Origin of the sequence: Proteus sp. TSJ240517 (assembly GCF_047921575.1) — a bacterium.
GTDB lineage: Bacteria > Pseudomonadota > Gammaproteobacteria > Enterobacterales > Enterobacteriaceae > Proteus.
Genome location: NZ_JBLRMH010000001.1, coordinates 716317 through 733241 on the forward strand (window position 1 = coordinate 716317; position 16925 = coordinate 733241).

General features: G+C 36.5%; 16 protein-coding genes and 1 riboswitch. Of the genes, 9 read left to right on the plus strand and 7 right to left on the minus strand.

What is annotated here, in order from left to right; translation table 11 throughout:
• Positions 1-51: 51 nt before the first annotated feature.
• Positions 52-849: a bifunctional hydroxymethylpyrimidine kinase/phosphomethylpyrimidine kinase gene (gene thiD, locus ACNARN_RS03385; protein ID WP_198630529.1), complete on the minus strand. Its 798-nt coding sequence runs from the start codon at positions 847-849 to the stop codon at positions 52-54.
• Positions 850-900: 51 nt separating this feature from the next.
• Positions 901-989, minus strand: a riboswitch (TPP riboswitch).
• Between the two features lie 316 nt (positions 990-1305).
• Here thiD and ACNARN_RS03390 point away from each other — a divergent pair.
• Both ACNARN_RS03390 and pagP read left to right on the plus strand, forming a co-directional pair.
• A complete protein-coding gene (locus tag ACNARN_RS03390) occupies positions 1306-1950 on the plus strand; it encodes a hypothetical protein (protein WP_196573928.1) in 645 nt (214 codons plus the stop codon).
• Between the two features lie 613 nt (positions 1951-2563).
• Positions 2564-3199 carry a lipid IV(A) palmitoyltransferase PagP gene (pagP, locus tag ACNARN_RS03395; RefSeq protein ID WP_416304153.1) on the plus strand — a complete coding sequence of 212 codons (636 nt, stop codon included), beginning with the start codon at positions 2564-2566 and terminating at the stop codon, positions 3197-3199.
• Positions 3200-3302: 103 nt separating this feature from the next.
• Here pagP and ACNARN_RS03400 read toward each other — a convergent pair whose 3' ends face one another.
• Both ACNARN_RS03400 and mgrB read right to left on the minus strand, forming a co-directional pair.
• A complete protein-coding gene (locus ACNARN_RS03400; protein ID WP_198621018.1) occupies positions 3303-4685 on the minus strand; it encodes an amino acid permease in 1383 nt (460 codons plus the stop codon).
• Between the two features lie 149 nt (positions 4686-4834).
• The gene (gene mgrB / locus ACNARN_RS03405; RefSeq protein ID WP_229096604.1) at positions 4835-5011 is read right to left on the minus strand and encodes a PhoP/PhoQ regulator MgrB; all 177 of its coding nucleotides are present in this window, start codon (positions 5009-5011) and stop codon (positions 4835-4837) included.
• Positions 5012-5349: 338 nt separating this feature from the next.
• Between mgrB and ACNARN_RS03410 the strand changes: the two genes are divergently transcribed.
• From ACNARN_RS03410 to brnQ, 3 genes are all read left to right on the plus strand, one after another.
• Entirely contained in the window at positions 5350-5736 is a 387-nt protein-coding gene (locus tag ACNARN_RS03410) for a helix-turn-helix domain-containing protein (RefSeq protein WP_006533085.1), read from the plus strand.
• A 127-nt stretch (positions 5737-5863) separates the two neighbouring features.
• The gene (yidA, locus tag ACNARN_RS03415; RefSeq protein ID WP_198621017.1) at positions 5864-6670 is read left to right on the plus strand and encodes a sugar-phosphatase; all 807 of its coding nucleotides are present in this window, start codon (positions 5864-5866) and stop codon (positions 6668-6670) included.
• 302 nt (positions 6671-6972) lie between these two features.
• Entirely contained in the window at positions 6973-8319 is a 1347-nt protein-coding gene (gene brnQ / locus ACNARN_RS03420) for a branched-chain amino acid transport system II carrier protein (protein WP_198621016.1), read from the plus strand.
• A gap of 141 nt (positions 8320-8460) precedes the next feature.
• Here brnQ and ACNARN_RS03425 read toward each other — a convergent pair whose 3' ends face one another.
• Positions 8461-9300 (minus strand): N-acetylmuramoyl-L-alanine amidase, encoded by an 840-nt coding sequence (locus ACNARN_RS03425; protein WP_416304154.1) that lies wholly within the window; start codon positions 9298-9300, stop codon positions 8461-8463.
• A 99-nt stretch (positions 9301-9399) separates the two neighbouring features.
• Positions 9400-10872, minus strand: a complete 1473-nt coding sequence (locus tag ACNARN_RS03430) for an alanine/glycine:cation symporter family protein (protein ID WP_198625734.1) — start codon at positions 10870-10872, stop codon at positions 9400-9402.
• A gap of 1343 nt (positions 10873-12215) precedes the next feature.
• Between ACNARN_RS03430 and ACNARN_RS03435 the strand changes: the two genes are divergently transcribed.
• On the plus strand, positions 12216-12449 hold the full coding sequence (locus tag ACNARN_RS03435) for a DNA polymerase III subunit theta (protein WP_100160381.1): 234 nt from the start codon (positions 12216-12218) through the stop codon (positions 12447-12449).
• 104 nt (positions 12450-12553) lie between these two features.
• Here the strand turns inward: ACNARN_RS03435 and yebF are convergent, their stop codons facing one another.
• Both yebF and ACNARN_RS03445 read right to left on the minus strand, forming a co-directional pair.
• Positions 12554-12943: a protein YebF gene (gene yebF / locus ACNARN_RS03440; protein WP_198621013.1), complete on the minus strand. Its 390-nt coding sequence runs from the start codon at positions 12941-12943 to the stop codon at positions 12554-12556.
• A gap of 96 nt (positions 12944-13039) precedes the next feature.
• Entirely contained in the window at positions 13040-13222 is a 183-nt protein-coding gene (locus ACNARN_RS03445; RefSeq protein WP_109374208.1) for a YoaH family protein, read from the minus strand.
• Positions 13223-13334: 112 nt separating this feature from the next.
• Between ACNARN_RS03445 and pabB the strand changes: the two genes are divergently transcribed.
• The 3 genes from pabB (at position 13335) to ACNARN_RS03460 (ending at position 16816) form a co-directional block, all read left to right on the plus strand.
• Positions 13335-14720: an aminodeoxychorismate synthase component 1 gene (gene pabB / locus ACNARN_RS03450; protein ID WP_198621012.1), complete on the plus strand. Its 1386-nt coding sequence runs from the start codon at positions 13335-13337 to the stop codon at positions 14718-14720.
• Complete coding sequence (locus ACNARN_RS03455; protein WP_109374206.1) at positions 14707-15270, plus strand: CoA pyrophosphatase; 564 nt, start codon at positions 14707-14709, stop codon at positions 15268-15270. Before pabB ends, ACNARN_RS03455 begins: the two co-directional genes overlap by 14 nt.
• A 184-nt stretch (positions 15271-15454) precedes the next feature.
• Positions 15455-16816, plus strand: a complete 1362-nt coding sequence (locus ACNARN_RS03460) for an L-serine ammonia-lyase (RefSeq protein ID WP_416304155.1) — start codon at positions 15455-15457, stop codon at positions 16814-16816.
• The last annotated feature ends 109 nt before the right edge of the window (positions 16817-16925 follow it).

Below are 16925 nucleotides of genomic sequence, written 5' to 3' on the forward strand. Positions count from 1 at the left end.
AAAAACAATTCTGCGACACGCTAAAGCCCCTTTTATAGGGGCTTTTTTACATCACCACCAGCGATGAAAATGGTGTACAGGACCAAAACCTTGTCCAACCTCCAAACTGTCGGCATGTTCTAATGCTTGTTGTAAATAGGCTTTTGCTTGTTCAACACAAATTTGCCAGTTAGAAACTTGAGGACGAATAGCGGCCAAAGCGGCTGAAAGTGTACATCCTGTCCCATGCGTATTTTTTGTATTAACGCGTTTTGAGGTAAATCGCCACTCACCTTCTTGAGTAAACAACCAATCAGGGCTTTCATTTTCGGTTAAATGCCCGCCTTTCATCAACACCGCTTGGCATCCCTGTTTTAGCAATGCATAGCCTTGTTGCTTCATCATTATTTCATCTTGAGCAACTTCACAACCTAGCAGTGCTGCCGCTTCAGGTAAATTAGGCGTGATCAAATCAACCAGAGGCAAAAGCTGAGTAACCATTTTATTAACCGCATCAGGCTGTAATAGAGGATCACCACTTTTTGCAATCATCACGGTATCAAGTACAACAAAAGGGATCGCATATTGCTGAAGTTTGTCGCAAACCACATCAATAATTGAGGCATTAGAGAGCATGCCAATTTTGGCACTATCAATTCGAACATCAGACAAGACAGCATCTAATTGAGCTGCAACAAAATCAGGGGATAAATCATAGACACTACGGACACCACAGGTATTTTGGGCAACCAGTGCCGTCATTACGGTTGTGCCATATACACCCAGTGCGGAAAATGTTTTCAGATCGGCCTGAATACCTGCACCACCACTAGGGTCGGTGCCTGCGATAGACAATGCATTGAATCTCACTGATTAACTCCTCCTTTCACCAGTTACAGAAAAGTCGGGCTCTGTTAATCAGCAGAGTTACCTTGACTTCCCTACGCTGGCATTATCCAGATCAGGTTATACGGGTTCATCTCAGCCATAAGGCGCCCCGAGCCAAAGCCTGTAAATTCAGGCGATAAGGAGTATCGCATGCTCAAGATAAAGAAGCTAGTTTGATAGCTCATCTCAATCTATAGATTCTCTATTGTTGAGATTTGTGATTCAGTAAGATAAATCAGCTAAGGTTGTATATAATAAATACTAAGCCGATGGCTTCTATTGCATGACACATCAATTTAAGGAATATATTTCAGCTATATTTAAATAATAAGAATAAAATAAATTATTTTGTTCGTTTTAACGACAATCGATATATTATCTGCTAGATGAGGTATTTATAATGCATTTCTGGACAATCACACAATGCGGAGGGGCTAAATGAAAAATGAACCATCGCAACAGAATAATGGACAATCAATGCCTTATCTTATTCCTGATGCAGATTTTAATGAAAAGTTGAAACTACCAGCTAAAAATATTGAACATACACTTCAGTTTCTCACTCAAGGTGTAAAAGATGTTGATTTGGAAGGTTTTGACATTCCAATAGGATACCGTTTAGTTAAATCATTACGTAAAGATCAGTACAGGCTTGTCACTACAGACAAAGAAAGTGAAACAGCCTATCTTGTTGAGCTTAGATTCCGACAAGACATAGTTTATGGAAAAACAACATGCACTCAAATAAAAGTGTGGCGTTCCCGTATACCTAAACATCGTAATGCTATAAGAGAATTACCTCGTACTTTTTTCTGTAATCTTTTAAAAGTTCATAATATCGTTGTTACTGATGAAGAACAAACCTCTGATGGTAAAGGTTTTTGGATTGATATGATTTTATGGGCTTTTAGTAAAGGTCATTATATTTATGCCTCAGATGGAACAGAAGAAGATAGACCATTACACTTAATTAACAGTATTGAAGATTTCTACAATAAGTGGGACGCTTTCTGCTGGGGTAAGGATCGTGATACTCATACTCACCGACTCCTTGTTATTAGCCAAGAAAAATTATCTCAATAAATGCTTTCTTCACGTTGAGAGAGTGTAAGCAACAATTCTTTAATTTGCACTCTTTCAACATAGGATTGTCTGTATAAAAAACAGACAACACTCCTGTTGTTAGCGCTTAAACCTAAACGTTTTATAAACCAACCTCTGTTTTTTTCTTTTTTTTATTTAACTCTTCTTATTCGTTACTCTATTATCCGCTGGAAATTAATCTCTTTTTATAACCTAATGTTATTGATATTAAATTTATCTCAATATTTTCATTAAGTCATAAAAATAGCTATTTTATGGAATTTTGCTGTTGAAAATGACCAACCTAAAATTATTTCTCTTTAACCTTATTTATCAGCTATTTATTAGCAATCTAATAAAAACTTAATTTTTCATTAAAAACAATACATTATTATAAAGATAAACAGCATTTAATATCAGACAAAATTACATCCATAAATATAATAAATCTATTTATTTTCTTTATAACCGATTCTTATCCCTTAAGATTTTATTTAAGAAGTAAAGTTTCAGATACCTCTTATCTTAAATACTTGTCGATTAAATAACACTATTAATAATGTTTATTTGTCATCACCAGAATCACTGTTTATGCCGTACTCGGAGTTATATTATGTCATCATCCTATTTTCACCCTAGCGTATTAGCCACAACGCTGTTGTCTCTTGCATTAACAACGTCTGCTTTCGCTTCTGAAAATAATTCCAATACCCATCAGATTATTACGACAGAAAACCAACAAATCATCAGTAATCCATCTCAATCTAATAATGAAGAAAGCTACTGGGGAAAATTCAAACGTAATGTCAATCAAACTTGGGACAATGACCAATATAACTACTATTTGCCTGTATGGACTTGGCATAATCGTTTTACTTACGATAAAGAAAAAACGGATCGCTATAACGAAACACCTTGGGGCTTTGGTATGGGGAAATATCGTTATGACAACGATGGTGATTGGCACTCTCTTTATGCGATGGCATTTATGGACTCAAATAACCGTGTACAGCCTATTATGGGTTATGGTTTTGAGAAAATGTGGTATCCCGGTGATAAAGACGGGTTTCGTATGGGCGCAGGTTTTACACTAAGTATTACAGCGCGCCATGAATACAACTATATTCCTATGCCACTCCCGTTACCGTTAGTTTCTGTCGGTTACGGACATCTTTCATTACAAGCCACTTATGTGCCTGGTACTTATAACAATGGTAACGTGTTATTTGCTTGGTTACGTTGGCAGTAATTTTTTATTTTTTCCGTTCAAAATAATTGCAAATAATAAAAATAGAACATAAAAAACGCATCTTAATGATGCGTTTTTTATTATCCAAATAAGTCAGTAGTATTTAAATATCTTGGCTTGCTTGGGCGCTATTAGGTATTTTTTTCATGCGGGAAATCTTAAATCCAACCCATAAGAACGCAATCCAGAATGGCATTAAAATCACCGAAATATTCACTTGTGGCATAAATAAGATAATCACTAAAATCATGCATAAGAAAGCAAGGCAGATATAGTTACCATATGGATACCAAAGTGCTTTAAAGAAAGGCTCTACACCCTCTTTTGTTTTTGCCGCTCTGAATTTTAAATTCGCTAAACAGATCATGATCCAGTTAAGTACTAACGTGGTTACAACCAACGCCATTAATAGTTCTAGTGCCTGATCAGGTAATAAATAGTTAACTAAGATACCTAATGAAGTCGCAATTGCTGACAATAGTAACGACACTACCGGTACACCACGTTTATTAATGCGAGAAAGCGCATGTGGCGCATTACCTTGTTTTGCCAAACCATAAAGCATACGACTATTAGAATAAACACCACTGTTATAAACAGACAGTGCAGCAGTTAATACCACGGCATTTAAAATATTCGCGATTAAGAAATTATCCAAGTTATGGAAAATCAGAACAAATGGGCTTTCACCTTTCACAACTTGAGTCCAAGGATAAAGTGAAAGTAACACTAACAATGAACCGATATAGAAAATTAAAATACGATAAACAACTTGGTTAGTCGCTTTTGGGATGCTCACTTTTGGGTTTTCAGCTTCAGCCGCAGTGATCCCCACCAGCTCAAGTCCACCAAAAGAGAACATCACAATGGCTAATGCAGACATGAACCCCGTAAAACCATGAGGGAAAAAGCCTAGCTCCCATAAATTGCTAACCGAAGCTTGAGGGCCACCATTACCACTTGCCAGTAAGTAACTCCCAAATAAAATCATACCAACAATCGCTAATACTTTAATAATGGCAAACCAGAACTCTGTTTCACCATACATCTTAACGTTGATCAAATTGATTAAGTTGATTGCCACAAAGAAGATAGCAACGGAAACCCAAACAGGAATATCAGGTAACCAATAGTTAATGTATTTACCTGCTGCTGTTAATTCTGCCATACCGACAAGAATAAACATCACCCAATAGTTCCAGCCAGATAAGAAGCCAGCAAATGGGCTCCAATATTTATTAGCAAAGTGACTAAATGAACCCGCAACTGGCTCTTCGGCAACCATTTCGCCTAATTGGCGCATGATCATAAACGCAATAAAACCACCAATAGCATATCCTAATATTACTGATGGGCCTGTCATATTAATAGTTTGCGCTATACCAAGAAACAGACCAGCGCCGACAGCACCACCCAGCGCAATTAACTGGATATGTCGATTTTTCAGACCGCGCTTAAGTTCTGTCTGTTGCGACTCTCTCGCCATACATCCTCTTCTCTTTATTATTTTATCAACTTAACGTGTAAACTAATATTTACGATTTTGTTTATTTCAAGCCACCATTAAAACACTATTCTGACTTGAATAACAAATACATTTTATGCTAGGCGAAAAATAATAAGAAAAGCTATCTTTTAGTGATGCTTAGAGGGGAATAATGTGGTAAAGCGACAAAGACCTTGTTGGAAATCCTCTCCTCGATCGCAAAAATTATCTAAAGCCACAAGATAGAGGCCAAAGGTAATGACTAATGCAATAATTAAGCTAATAATTATTTTCTTTGCGTTCAATTTAAAATCCTTTAAATACATTTTGTTAGTATGACTTATCACATTATAAGCATTCGCTTAAATACGATAACAAGACAGGGAGTTGTTGTTATAAAATTCGCAATCAATTATCTCTATGAGTAAATTTAGCATAACTTTCATTATGAAAGGTAAACGCTTCCTCGACAGACTTCAGATAATTTGCATTATTTCGCTCTAAACTGTATGTAAAATGACCTTATATTATTTAAGTACACATTTTGCCAACGATTAGAGATAGCTGTCCATTAATATGGATTTCTCTGTCTGCTATTTTTTGTATAAGATTAGGGAGTTAATTTTGATTTTTACCTTAACTTCATTGATAGAATGGAACTGTAATGCCACAAGATAATCATCTCGCATTGGTTTGCGCCCTAAGTAAATGGATTGAGGAGCATTTAGGCCGTGTTATCCATCTTGAAGAGTTGGCGGCTTATTCTGGGTATTCTCTTTGGCACATGCAGAAAATCTTTAAAGAAGTCACGGGCACCTCTTTAGGAAAGTATATCCGTCAGCGTAGATTAGCTGGTGCTATTCACTTATTACGTACCAGTGAGCGCTCTATCTTCGATATCGCCCTTGATTTCGGCTTTGGTTCACAATCTCACTTTACTTATATGTTCCGTAAAGAGTATGGCATCACGCCTTTCGACTTTCGGCAAAATCAAGAGATCGTTTTAGAAACCAAACAGCCTTTACATTTACAATCACCTTGTTGTGATTAACCCTTCCATTTATGTGGCATTATACAGATAGCCTTTAATGTCACATAAATAATACTCAAGCTATGTGATGATAGACCGCTTCGCCCTTCCTTTATCATAATTGCTTTTATTTAATATGGGGATGCTAATGAGTATTAAGCTTATCGCGATTGATTTAGATGGAACCTTGCTTAACAAACAACACGAAATTACGCCAGAAGTAAAACAAGCAGTTCAGCGAGCAAAAGAGGCGGGAGTTAAGATTGTATTAGCTTCAGGACGCTCCTTCAATGGCATCTATCCCTATTTAAAAATACTCGGTCTTGATACCTCTGATTGTTACTGCATCAGCAATAATGGTAGCCAAATCCATCAAGCAGATAATGGTGAAGTGATTATTCAAGATCTGCTCAATTTTGAAGATTATCTCTATTTTGAAAACCTTGCTCGTGAGATTGGCGTCCATTTTCACGTTATCAGCGATAATAAGATTTATACTACCAACAGTCATATTAGCCATTTCACCTGCCAAGAAGCCTTTTTATCTTGGACTCCGCTTTATTATCGTCCACTGAATGAAATGCAAACTGATATGTATTTTAGTAAGTTTATGATTGTTGATGCACCTGCCGTTTTGGATAATGCTATTCAATATCTTCCTACTAATATTTATGAACAATACAGCATATTACGTAGTGCCCCTTATTTTATTGAAGTATTAAATACCAATGTCAATAAAGGGAGTGCGGTTAAAAAAGTTGCTGAACATTTGAAAATCACACCAGAAAAAATCATGTGTATTGGTGATCAAGGTAATGATTTGGCAATGCTAAAATATGCGGGTTTAGGTGTTGCGATGGGAAATGCGCCTGAAGAAGTGAAGAAAGTCGCTAAATTCGTCACACTTTCTAATGAAGAGCACGGTGTTGCAGTAGCTATCGATAAATTTATTTAAACACGATCTTTTTTGTGTTTTATCGCGAATGTCTACAAAATTATATAGCAATTGTGATCCTTAGCAGAGGATCACACTGCTTTTCGACCAAAAACATAGCCTTTTATTATTCTATAATTACTGTTAAATGAGCGTTAAATCTGCCTTTCTTCTTACATATCCTTCAGAATTTGTTACTATCAATTCACTTTTCGTTATTCAAACTGCATTTTCACAACATATTAAGCTGTTAATTAGGCTAGATATAGAATAACAAATATAAATCATTAATATATTTTCTTCACAGACAGGTAGTTTTAGTTATGCTTTCTACAAAAGACATGCTCGTTCTTGGGATGATGGTTTTCGCACTCTTCCTTGGCGCTGGCAATATTATTTTCCCTCCTATGGCGGGTTTCCAATCAGGAAGCCTCTGGTTTAGTACATCTTTAGGCTTCCTGGTTACAGGTGTCTTACTCCCTTTTCTTACCTTGGTTATCGTCGCAATTCGTGGACGTGGAGAGCGCCTTTCTGTTGATTTGCCTTCATGGGTGGCTGTGATTTTCTGGGTAGCACTGTATCTTATCGTAGGTTCTACTTTTGCGATGCCTCGTGTCACCAATACTGCTTATGAAATGGGTTTCTTACCTTTAGGGCTTATTGAGAAAAATACGGCAACACACCTTACTTTCGCACTTGTTTTCAATATCACAAGTATGTTTTTCATGCTCAAACAAGGCACAATGATAAGCGCCATTGGTAAGTTTATGACACCAGCACTGTTAATTCTGCTGGTGGTTGTGGGTATTGCTGTTGTGGCTAAACCGATTTCCCCAATTGGTGAACCAACAGGCCTTTATGCGGTAAATGGCTTCTTCTCTGGTTTTATTGATGGTTACCAAACCATGGATGTCCTCTCTGCTATGGCATTTGGTGGTATCGTTGCTCGTGCTTTATATACCAAAGGCATTACTGAACCACGCCAGATCGGTTTTATTACCATAAAAGCAGGCATGATTTCAGTCTTACTATTAGCAGCACTTTATCTGTGCCTTTTCTACTTAGGTGCAACAAGCCACTCTGTTTCTGTTTTTGCTGATCCAGCACTCAATGCTACTAACGGTGGCCAGATTTTCTCACGTTATGTTGATGCGTTATTTGGCTCTGTGGGTACTTGGTTGATGGGAGGTATTGTTTTATTAGCCAGTATGACAACACTTGTCGGTGTAACAAGTGCTGCGGCAGACTACTTTGCGACATTCCATCACCGTTTAGGCTATCGCTTTTGGGTTGTGGTATTTACATTAATGACCACCGTCGTATCAACGTTTGGTCTTGATACACTATTACGAGTGACTATTCCTGCATTATTAATGATTTATCCAACATCAGTCACATTGGTATTACTGCAATTTATTCGTAATAAATTAAAAGCGCCTCGCTTTACCTATCGCTTTACAATTGCAATCATTGTTTTGATGAGCCTTTTCGATACGTTGAAACAATTGAAATGGTTAAATGCTGATTTACTGCAATTATTTAGCTATATCCCACTGTCTGATTATGGCTTAGGTTGGGTATTACCAGGTGCGATTGCATTTGTGATCTCGCTGGTTGTTAGCTTAAATTTTAAAGAAGAAAATCTTCCAATAGAAAATACAGCGAAATAACCAGCATATATCACCTAATTTGTAATGCTGATTATAAGTTGATAAAAAAAGCGTCTTCCAAATTTTATATTGGAGACGCTTTTTGCTTTTCTATTACCTGCATTTTTACTATCTATTCAGTACAGCTTATCACAGGAAACTTTAAGTTCGGTATTTCTCAATCAATGCCTTTAAAATCGCCTCTGATTGAGCATCAGGAATACCATCTGCTTTGCTCGACCTAAAATGCATTTGAAAAGCCTTCACTACTTTTTGTGCATTATTATCTAACACACCATTCGTTGGTGTTTGATAACCATATTGCTGTAATAACTTTTGGAAGTTCGCGACATCAACAGGCTCTGAAGGATCTCTACCTGCTAAATAAGTTTTCACTAATTGCTTATCAGGCCAAGCACCTATACCTTGACTGGCTAATCTTTCCCAAGGAAATAAAGGACCCGGATCAACTTTTCTGAGAGGTGCAATATCACTGTGACCCAAAACGTTTTGAGGTTCGATATCATAACGGTCAATAATATCTTTCATTACCGCTGAAATCGTCACGATTTGATCCGCTGTATAAGAATACCAATACCTAAACTTGCCATTATCACGGTAACCCAGATTGACTATCTCGATCCCAATAGAGCAATTATTTAAGCTAGTTGCGTCTCCCCACTGACTAATGCCCGCATGCCATGCAATTTGCCTTTCATCCACTAATGAAGTAATCACTGGCTTTCCATCAATAGATGAAGGATGTGTAGAGATCAAATAGTGACTACTGACTCGCCCCCCAATAAGAACCTTAAGCGAGCGTTCATCATCTAGCGCGGTATAGTGCATCACCAGATATTTTACGCAGTCATTTGCTTCCTGCTTATTAGGAATAACTTTAACTATATATTCAGCTCTATCAATAAATACTGGTTGTTTGGCACAACTGGTTAGGAGGCTTATTGCAATAAGTAATCCTATATAATACCGACTAGACCTCATTTCTGATCCTTGATTGATTATTCCCAAAGTTAAATTGTAATAAAAAAACCCATATTAAAGAATATGGGTTCTGCGTTTTGACTCTTTTTTATTAGTGCTTTAGTTATTGCTCACTTTTTCACATCGAACTAAAGGTTCATCAGGAACAATATTCTCGTCCCAAATTCCTTCCTCAATGTCATCTTGTAACTCTGGATATTGGCGAATATCAAATGTCGGCAGTAAACCTGCTTGTCGTTGCTGGTTATAATCTTTAACTAATTTTAAGGCGACACCAGAAAGCAAGATAATTGCAATTAAATTAGTCATTGCCATTAATCCCATTGAGAGATCGGCCATTTTCCAAACAAGAGGCATATCCGCTAAAGCGCCAAACATCACCATAGCTAAAACCGCTGAACGTAAAAGAAATAGCCCTGTTGTGTGATTACGTCCAAGGAAAATCATATTACTCTCAGCATAAGCATAATTGGCAATAATGGAGGTAAAAGCAAAGAAGAAAATTGCAATTGCAATAAAAGTACTTCCCCAACCACCCACACTAGATGACAAGGCTAATTGTGTTAATTGAATACCGTTAATACCTTCAGGATAACTGTCTAGTACACCTGATGATAAAATGATCACCGCAGTGGCACTACAAATAACCAAGGTATCCATGAAAACACCTAGCATTTGAATATAGCCTTGAGATGCGGGATGCGGTGGATAAGGTGTTGCTGAAGCAGCCGCATTCGGTGCAGAACCCATACCAGCTTCATTAGAAAAGAGACCGCGTTGAATACCTTGTGTCATCGCTTGGCTAATACCGTAAGCAATGGCACCAGCAGCCGCTTCTTGTAATCCAAAAGCACTTTTAAAAATTAAAATGAAAACTTCGGGTAAGCGTTCAATATGATCTGCAACAACCCAAAATGCTAATAATAAATAAGCTGTTGCCATGACAGGAACAACTAATTCAGCAACACGAGCAATCCAACGCAGGCCACCAAAAATAATAAATCCGCTGGTGAGTACTAAAAAGATCCCCACATAGAGTGGATCAAAATTAAAGGCAGAAGCTGTAGCTTGAGCAATCGAATTCGCTTGAACAGCATTAAAAACTAAGCCAAAAGCGATAATTAAGAAAATGGCGAAGAGAACCCCCATCCAGCGCATTTTCAGTCCTTTTGTCATATAATAAGCAGGACCACCACGGTAGTTACCATCATCATCTTTTGTTTTATAAAGTTGTGCGAGTGTACTTTCTATTAATGATGTCGCCATACCAATTAAAGCGACTACCCACATCCAAAAAATAGCGCCAGGGCCGCCCGCAGTTAAAGCAATCGCGACTCCCGTCAAGTTTCCAGTACCTACACGCGCAGCTAGACTGGTGCATAATGCCTGAAAGGAAGAAATCCCTGATTTATCTGACTTATGGCTATTTTTTAAAATAGAGAACATATGACTAAAATGTCGGATTTGTATAAATCCAGTACGGATAGTAAAGTAAATACCTACTCCAAGAAGTAAGTAGATAAGAACATATCCCCATAAAATGTTATTCGCAAAGTTTATTAGCCCTGTCAAATCAATCCCCTTATGTAATAACGTATATAACCTATCCTTACATCGCTATTGAAATAAAAAAGTAAGCAGATATCGTGTAATTGAGTCAATTACTGAACCGAATCCGTCTTAAAGTAATATCAAAAATTACTGTGTGAAAAGCGAACTAAATGTAACACAATATTGCGTGATATGTATATTTTTTGTTTATTTTTTTACATGTTATTATTTTAATTTAATTATATCGTTAACTAAAATGAACAATATTGAAAAGATAAAAAACCATACATATCATTAGGATAAATAATTATTTCTTTATTTTATTAACTCAGAAAAGTAAAGTAAATACTTTAGTCATTAAGTTAATCAGTCATTTTAGAAAAAAGAACAAACAGATTAAAAAAACATCAATTAATAATCTTTTCTATTTATCTAAAATAAGATTTAAATGAACTATTAAAGTGTTTAATTAAGATTTTCTTTAATGTCAGATTTAAAATTTCAGTAATTAACATTTAAGAAATAAAGATTTTTATAACAATTAACAATAAATATTTTATATTGTCATGTCAATAAAATGCTTTAATATTAATAATATATTAAAATAAGATAAAAATAAACTTTACATCTTTATTTTATCATACTTTCCTAATGCATTAATTCTAGCATGGTTTGTTATCTTTCATTTTTAATGAATACTGTTGATTGCTTTCTCTTCTCTTTTTTATTCACTAGCTATTCATTAATAACCTTATTCTTTTTTGAACATTAATTAAAGTTTAATAACCTTTATTTAATATTAATAAAAAAATGTAGAATCACGTAAGTTTACCTATTAACCATTTGGTTAATTTTATTTATACTATGTTTTTCCCTGGTGTTGTATTAATTTTCGCCCTGTTTCCCCAACAGGGCATTTTTTTATCTCAATATTTCAGTGCCTTATCATAACTCATTGTCAAATAATACAAAATAAAAACACATGAAATATCTCATTAATAAATTAACATTATTTACCTATTTTTAATGCAAAATCCATCACTCTTTTCATTGATCTAAATCAAATTAAACATTCATATTATTTACTCTTTTCAGAGATAAACTGCTTTTTTCTCTATTTTAAAATCTATTTAATAAGGATTAAAAATGCTCATTTTATCATTAGCCTTATTTGAATTACTCATAAAGTGGTATAACAATTCAAGAAGGATAGACTTTTATTGTTATATTTAATGACCTTGATTAAAAATCGCCCCAAATAAAGCACATCATTTTTACTACACATTAATGACTAATATCTTTATTTACTTGCATTAATAAGCACGCTCTTTTACCTTACTTATATTGTTATAGAGGGAAAGATAATGAGTTATAACCTTTCAGAATTAACACAAGAAGAAAAAGATAAGCTAAATATAAGCTTAGCCGCTTCAGGCGTTGCTTTTAAAGAGCGCTATAACATGCCCGTTGTAGCAGATGCTGTTTTAAGAGAACAGCCTCAAGCTTTTCAAGCCTTCTTTCAAGAAAGGCTGGTATTTTATCGTGCAAGAAGCCAACACTATTCTCGTTTACCTTATGACCCACCGGTAAAAAAATAGTCAAACACTCTCCGTTATTTTGATAATGGTAAAAAAAAGAGATAAACCTTGGTTTATCTCTTTTTCTTTCAATCGATTAACTACAACTCACTATCACCTATCTATTATTTAGGGGAAACATAAGTAATAGTATTGTCATCACAATTGACTTGAACATTGTAACGAAGATCTGTTCTCGCCCCTCTTACATTCAATACCATCTGATAGTTATTATCCATCTTGATAACTTCATTAGCATTAATACTTGCAACAGGTTTTGATCCTAATGCATTTTTATCATCTTGCCAGCGAGGTAAACGATTTTGTAAATAATCATTTTTTACTCTTGTAACAAGTTGATTGTTATCTAAATTAACACAACTCGAAAATGGTGCAGAGCGCACAATATCTTTATTCACATTTTCGATATTTTCTGCAAATGCTCCAAAAGAAACGGCAAGTAAAAGACCTGCTCCAAGTATCCCTGTTTGACTCACAAGCTTGCTTAATTTCATATAACCTCCCGAAAATATCCCTTAAAACAGGATGTGTTTTCATTAAGCATAGCATATGGTTAATAACACAATTGTGACATTTGTTAAAAAATTGTTTTATTCATTTTCATCATCAAATACAATAGAAACAGATTCACGGGTCGCGTGTTTCTCTCTTAACTCTTGAGCTACTAGTTGGATAGCCTCTCCACTGCTCATTCCCTCAGCCATAAGAGATTGGATTTTTTCTACCGCTTTTTGTTGCTCTTCATGTGTTAATGTAGGCATTCCTAGAAACATAATGTTACTCTTATCTTTATTAACGTCTATTTTGTATTTACATGAATGTAATCTTTTTGATTACAATTTATTGTGCAAATAATACAACACACTTTGTTTACATGGTCATAAGATGGATATGCAATTACAACAACGCGAACTAACTTATACCCCTGATCTAGCATTGCGGGTATTTTCTCCTATTGCGTCATTGCCTTGGTCTAGTTTACTTCATTCTGGCTTTGCCGAACATCCTCATAATCGTTTTGATATTGTTGTCTCCGATCCTGCTGTGACTTTAGAAACTCGCAAACAAACGACAACGATTAAAGAAAAAAACGGTACGGTCAAACGTTCCAAAAAAGATCCCTTCACTCTCATTCAATCTGCGTTGGACCAATTCGATTTTCACCCAGAACAAAGTGATTCATTGCCTTTTTTGGGTGGCGCTTTAGGTATCTGGAGTTATGACTTAGGTCGTCGTTTTGAAAATCTACCTGAAATAGCGAAAAATGAACTTAGTTTCGCAGATATGGCAATTGGTATTTATGATTGGGCACTTATTGTCGATCACGACTTAAAAAAAGCCACTTTAATTAGCTATCACAATATTGATGAGCGCTTACAGTGGTTAGAAAGCCAAACTTCCACAGCTCTTGATTCACAATTCACCTTAACAACAGATTGGCAATCAAACATTAGTAGTGATGAATATAACGAGAAAATTGCTAAAATTCATCAATACTTACTTTCGGGTGACTGCTATCAAGTTAATTTAGCTCAACGTTTTTGTGCAAGCTATACAGGCAGTGAGTGGAACGCATTCTTAACATTGAATCAAGCTAATAAGGCACCTTTTTCTTCGTTTATGTGTTTGCCAAATAACTTTGTGATTAGTGTTTCACCTGAACGTTTTATTCATTTAGTTGATAATAAAATTGAAACACGTCCTATAAAAGGCACACTACCTCGTAAAGCATCGCCAAAAGAAGATGATGAACAAGCTCAATTATTAGCAAATTCACGTAAAGATCGCGCTGAAAACTTAATGATTGTAGATTTGATGCGTAATGATATTGGCAAAGTTGCAGTAACAGGTTCTGTTAAGGTTCCTGAATTGTTTGTTGTCGAGCGTTTCCCTGCAGTACACCATTTAGTCAGTACCATCACCGCAGCGCTTCCTGAGCATTTAAAAGCAACGGATCTATTAAGAGCAGCTTTTCCTGGTGGTTCAATTACCGGAGCGCCGAAGATCAGAGCTATGGAGATCATTGAAGAATTAGAGCCTCATCGTCGCCATGGATATTGTGGTGCAATTGGTTATATCAGTTTTTGTGGCACAATGGACACCAATATCAGCATTCGCACTTTATTAACTGAAAAAAATAAAATTTACTGTTGGGCAGGCGGTGGTATTGTTGCTGATAGCGTTGCTGAAAAAGAGTACCAAGAAACATTCGATAAACTTGGGCAAATATTAACTGTTTTAAGTGAGTCTACTATCGATGACACCCATTGATACTTTTATCAATCGTTTTCAACTCACATTACCTGATGACAAGGTAAATCAGCCTCTTCATGCCCAAAAATCGGCAGCCGTCTTGCTGCCGATTATCAATAAACCTAACCCAACATTATTATTAACTGAGCGTGCATCAACGTTACGCTCTCATGCAGGGCAAGTCGCTTTACCCGGCGGTAAACGCGATCCTGAAGATAGCAACCTTATTGCAACAGCTCTAAGGGAGGCGCATGAAGAAGTGGCTATTCCCCCCCATGCCGTATCCGTTATTGGTCAATTAGCCCCTTTGCAAAGTTCTAGCGGATATTTAGTTACCCCTATTGTGGGTGTTATTCCTGCGGGTTTACCTTTACGCCATAACCCCGCTGAAGTCGCCTCTATCTTTGAAATGCCACTAAGCCATGTACTTAATGCCCAACATTATCAACCACTAGATTTTCATCGTGCTGGTGAAAATCATCGTATCTACTTTTATCCCTATAATGGACATCTCGTCTGGGGATTAACCGCCGCTATTTTACATAGACTCGCTTTACATATTACTTAACACGCTATTTTATATTCAGCTTGTGCTTTTTATCATCGCCTTCACAACTCTACTTAGCTATTTTAAAAAAATGTTGTAAACTACATCATTAACGGGACGATATAATCGTAAAAACGATCCCTTTACTATAAATAACTATATTTCATTCTTTTTAACCCTCTCTCTTATTATTAAGGAGTCTGACGTGATTAGCGTTTTCGACATGTTTAAAGTGGGCATCGGACCATCTAGCTCTCACACCGTAGGGCCAATGAAAGCGGGTAAAGAATTTGTCGATGATTTAGTCAGCCAGGAATTGATTGCGTCTGTCACTCGCGTAGCTGTTGATGTTTACGGCTCCTTGTCTTTGACAGGCAAAGGTCACCATACTGATATCGCAATTATTATGGGGTTAGCAGGTAATGCACCAGCTACTGTCGATATTGACAGCATTCTCGGTTTTATTCGTGAAGTTGAAGAAACTGGCAAGCTATCATTAGCAAACGGCTTAAAAGTGGTCGATTTCCCAGCAGAAAGTATGCATTTTAGCAATGACAACCTGTCATTACATGAAAATGGTATGACAATCCATGCTTTTGCTGGCGACAAAGAAGTCTATAGAAAAACGTACTACTCTATTGGTGGTGGTTTTATCGTTGATGAAGAAAACTTCGGTAAATCAACATTAAACAGCAAGCCTGTTTCATACCCTTATGCTAGCGCAGAAGAGCTATTAAAACACTGTAAAGAAACGGGTTTATCCATTTCCAGCTTAATGATGAAAAATGAGCTGGATCTGCATACTCAAGCAGAAATTAATGCTTATTTCGCTGATGTTTATAAAACAATGCAAGAGTGTATTGAACACGGTTTAAATACAGAAGGCGTATTACCAGGGCCATTACGTGTACCTCGTCGTGCTGCTGCATTAAATCGCTTATTGACATCAAGCAACAGCCTGTCAAACGATCCAATGAAAGTCGTTGATCTGATCAATATGTTTGCACTGGCGGTTAATGAAGAAAACGCAGCAGGTGGACGCGTTGTAACAGCACCAACAAATGGCGCATGTGGTATCGTTCCTGCTGTATTGGCTTACTACGATCGTTGCATCGAACCTGTTACACAAGAAATCTACTTACGCTATTTCTTAGCATCTGGCGCAATTGGTATTCTTTACAAAATGAATGCTTCTATTTCTGGTGCAGAAGTAGGTTGCCAAGGCGAAGTTGGCGTAGCTTGTTCAATGGCAGCTGCGGGTCTTGCTGAATTATTAGGCGGAAGTCCAGAACAAGTCTGTATCGCTGCTGAAATCGGTATGGAACACAACCTTGGTTTAACTTGTGACCCTGTTGCAGGCCAAGTTCAAGTTCCTTGTATTGAACGTAATGCCATTGCTTCTGTTAAAGCCGTTAATGCCGCGCGTATGGCAATTCGTCGTACCAGTGAACCTCGTGTTTCTCTCGATAAAGTCATTGAAACTATGTATGAAACGGGTAAAGACATGAATGCTAAATACCGCGAAACATCGCGCGGTGGTCTTGCAATCAAAGTACAGTGTGACTAATTAATACTATTTAGACGAAAAGCCATTCATTTTGAATGGCTTTTTTATTTCAGCTACTTTATTTTTAATCATCGCTTAACCCTTAGATAACTAAAGAAAATAATTATTA

Coding starts and splice junctions, on each gene's coding strand:
- ACNARN_RS03390 (WP_196573928.1), top strand. CDS start 1,306: ATGAAAAATGAACCATCGCAACAGAATAATGGACAATCAATGCCTTAT.
- pagP (WP_416304153.1), top strand. CDS start 2,564: ATGTCATCATCCTATTTTCACCCTAGCGTATTAGCCACAACGCTGTTG.
- ACNARN_RS03400 (WP_198621018.1), bottom strand. CDS start 4,685: ATGGCGAGAGAGTCGCAACAGACAGAACTTAAGCGCGGTCTGAAAAAT.
- mgrB (WP_229096604.1), bottom strand. CDS start 5,011: ATGTATTTAAAGGATTTTAAATTGAACGCAAAGAAAATAATTATTAGC.
- ACNARN_RS03410 (WP_006533085.1), top strand. CDS start 5,350: ATGCCACAAGATAATCATCTCGCATTGGTTTGCGCCCTAAGTAAATGG.
- yidA (WP_198621017.1), top strand. CDS start 5,864: ATGAGTATTAAGCTTATCGCGATTGATTTAGATGGAACCTTGCTTAAC.
- brnQ (WP_198621016.1), top strand. CDS start 6,973: ATGCTTTCTACAAAAGACATGCTCGTTCTTGGGATGATGGTTTTCGCA.
- ACNARN_RS03425 (WP_416304154.1), bottom strand. CDS start 9,300: ATGAGGTCTAGTCGGTATTATATAGGATTACTTATTGCAATAAGCCTC.
- ACNARN_RS03435 (WP_100160381.1), top strand. CDS start 12,216: ATGAGTTATAACCTTTCAGAATTAACACAAGAAGAAAAAGATAAGCTA.
- yebF (WP_198621013.1), bottom strand. CDS start 12,943: ATGAAATTAAGCAAGCTTGTGAGTCAAACAGGGATACTTGGAGCAGGT.
- ACNARN_RS03445 (WP_109374208.1), bottom strand. CDS start 13,222: ATGTTTCTAGGAATGCCTACATTAACACATGAAGAGCAACAAAAAGCG.
- pabB (WP_198621012.1), top strand. CDS start 13,335: ATGGATATGCAATTACAACAACGCGAACTAACTTATACCCCTGATCTA.
- ACNARN_RS03455 (WP_109374206.1), top strand. CDS start 14,707: ATGACACCCATTGATACTTTTATCAATCGTTTTCAACTCACATTACCT.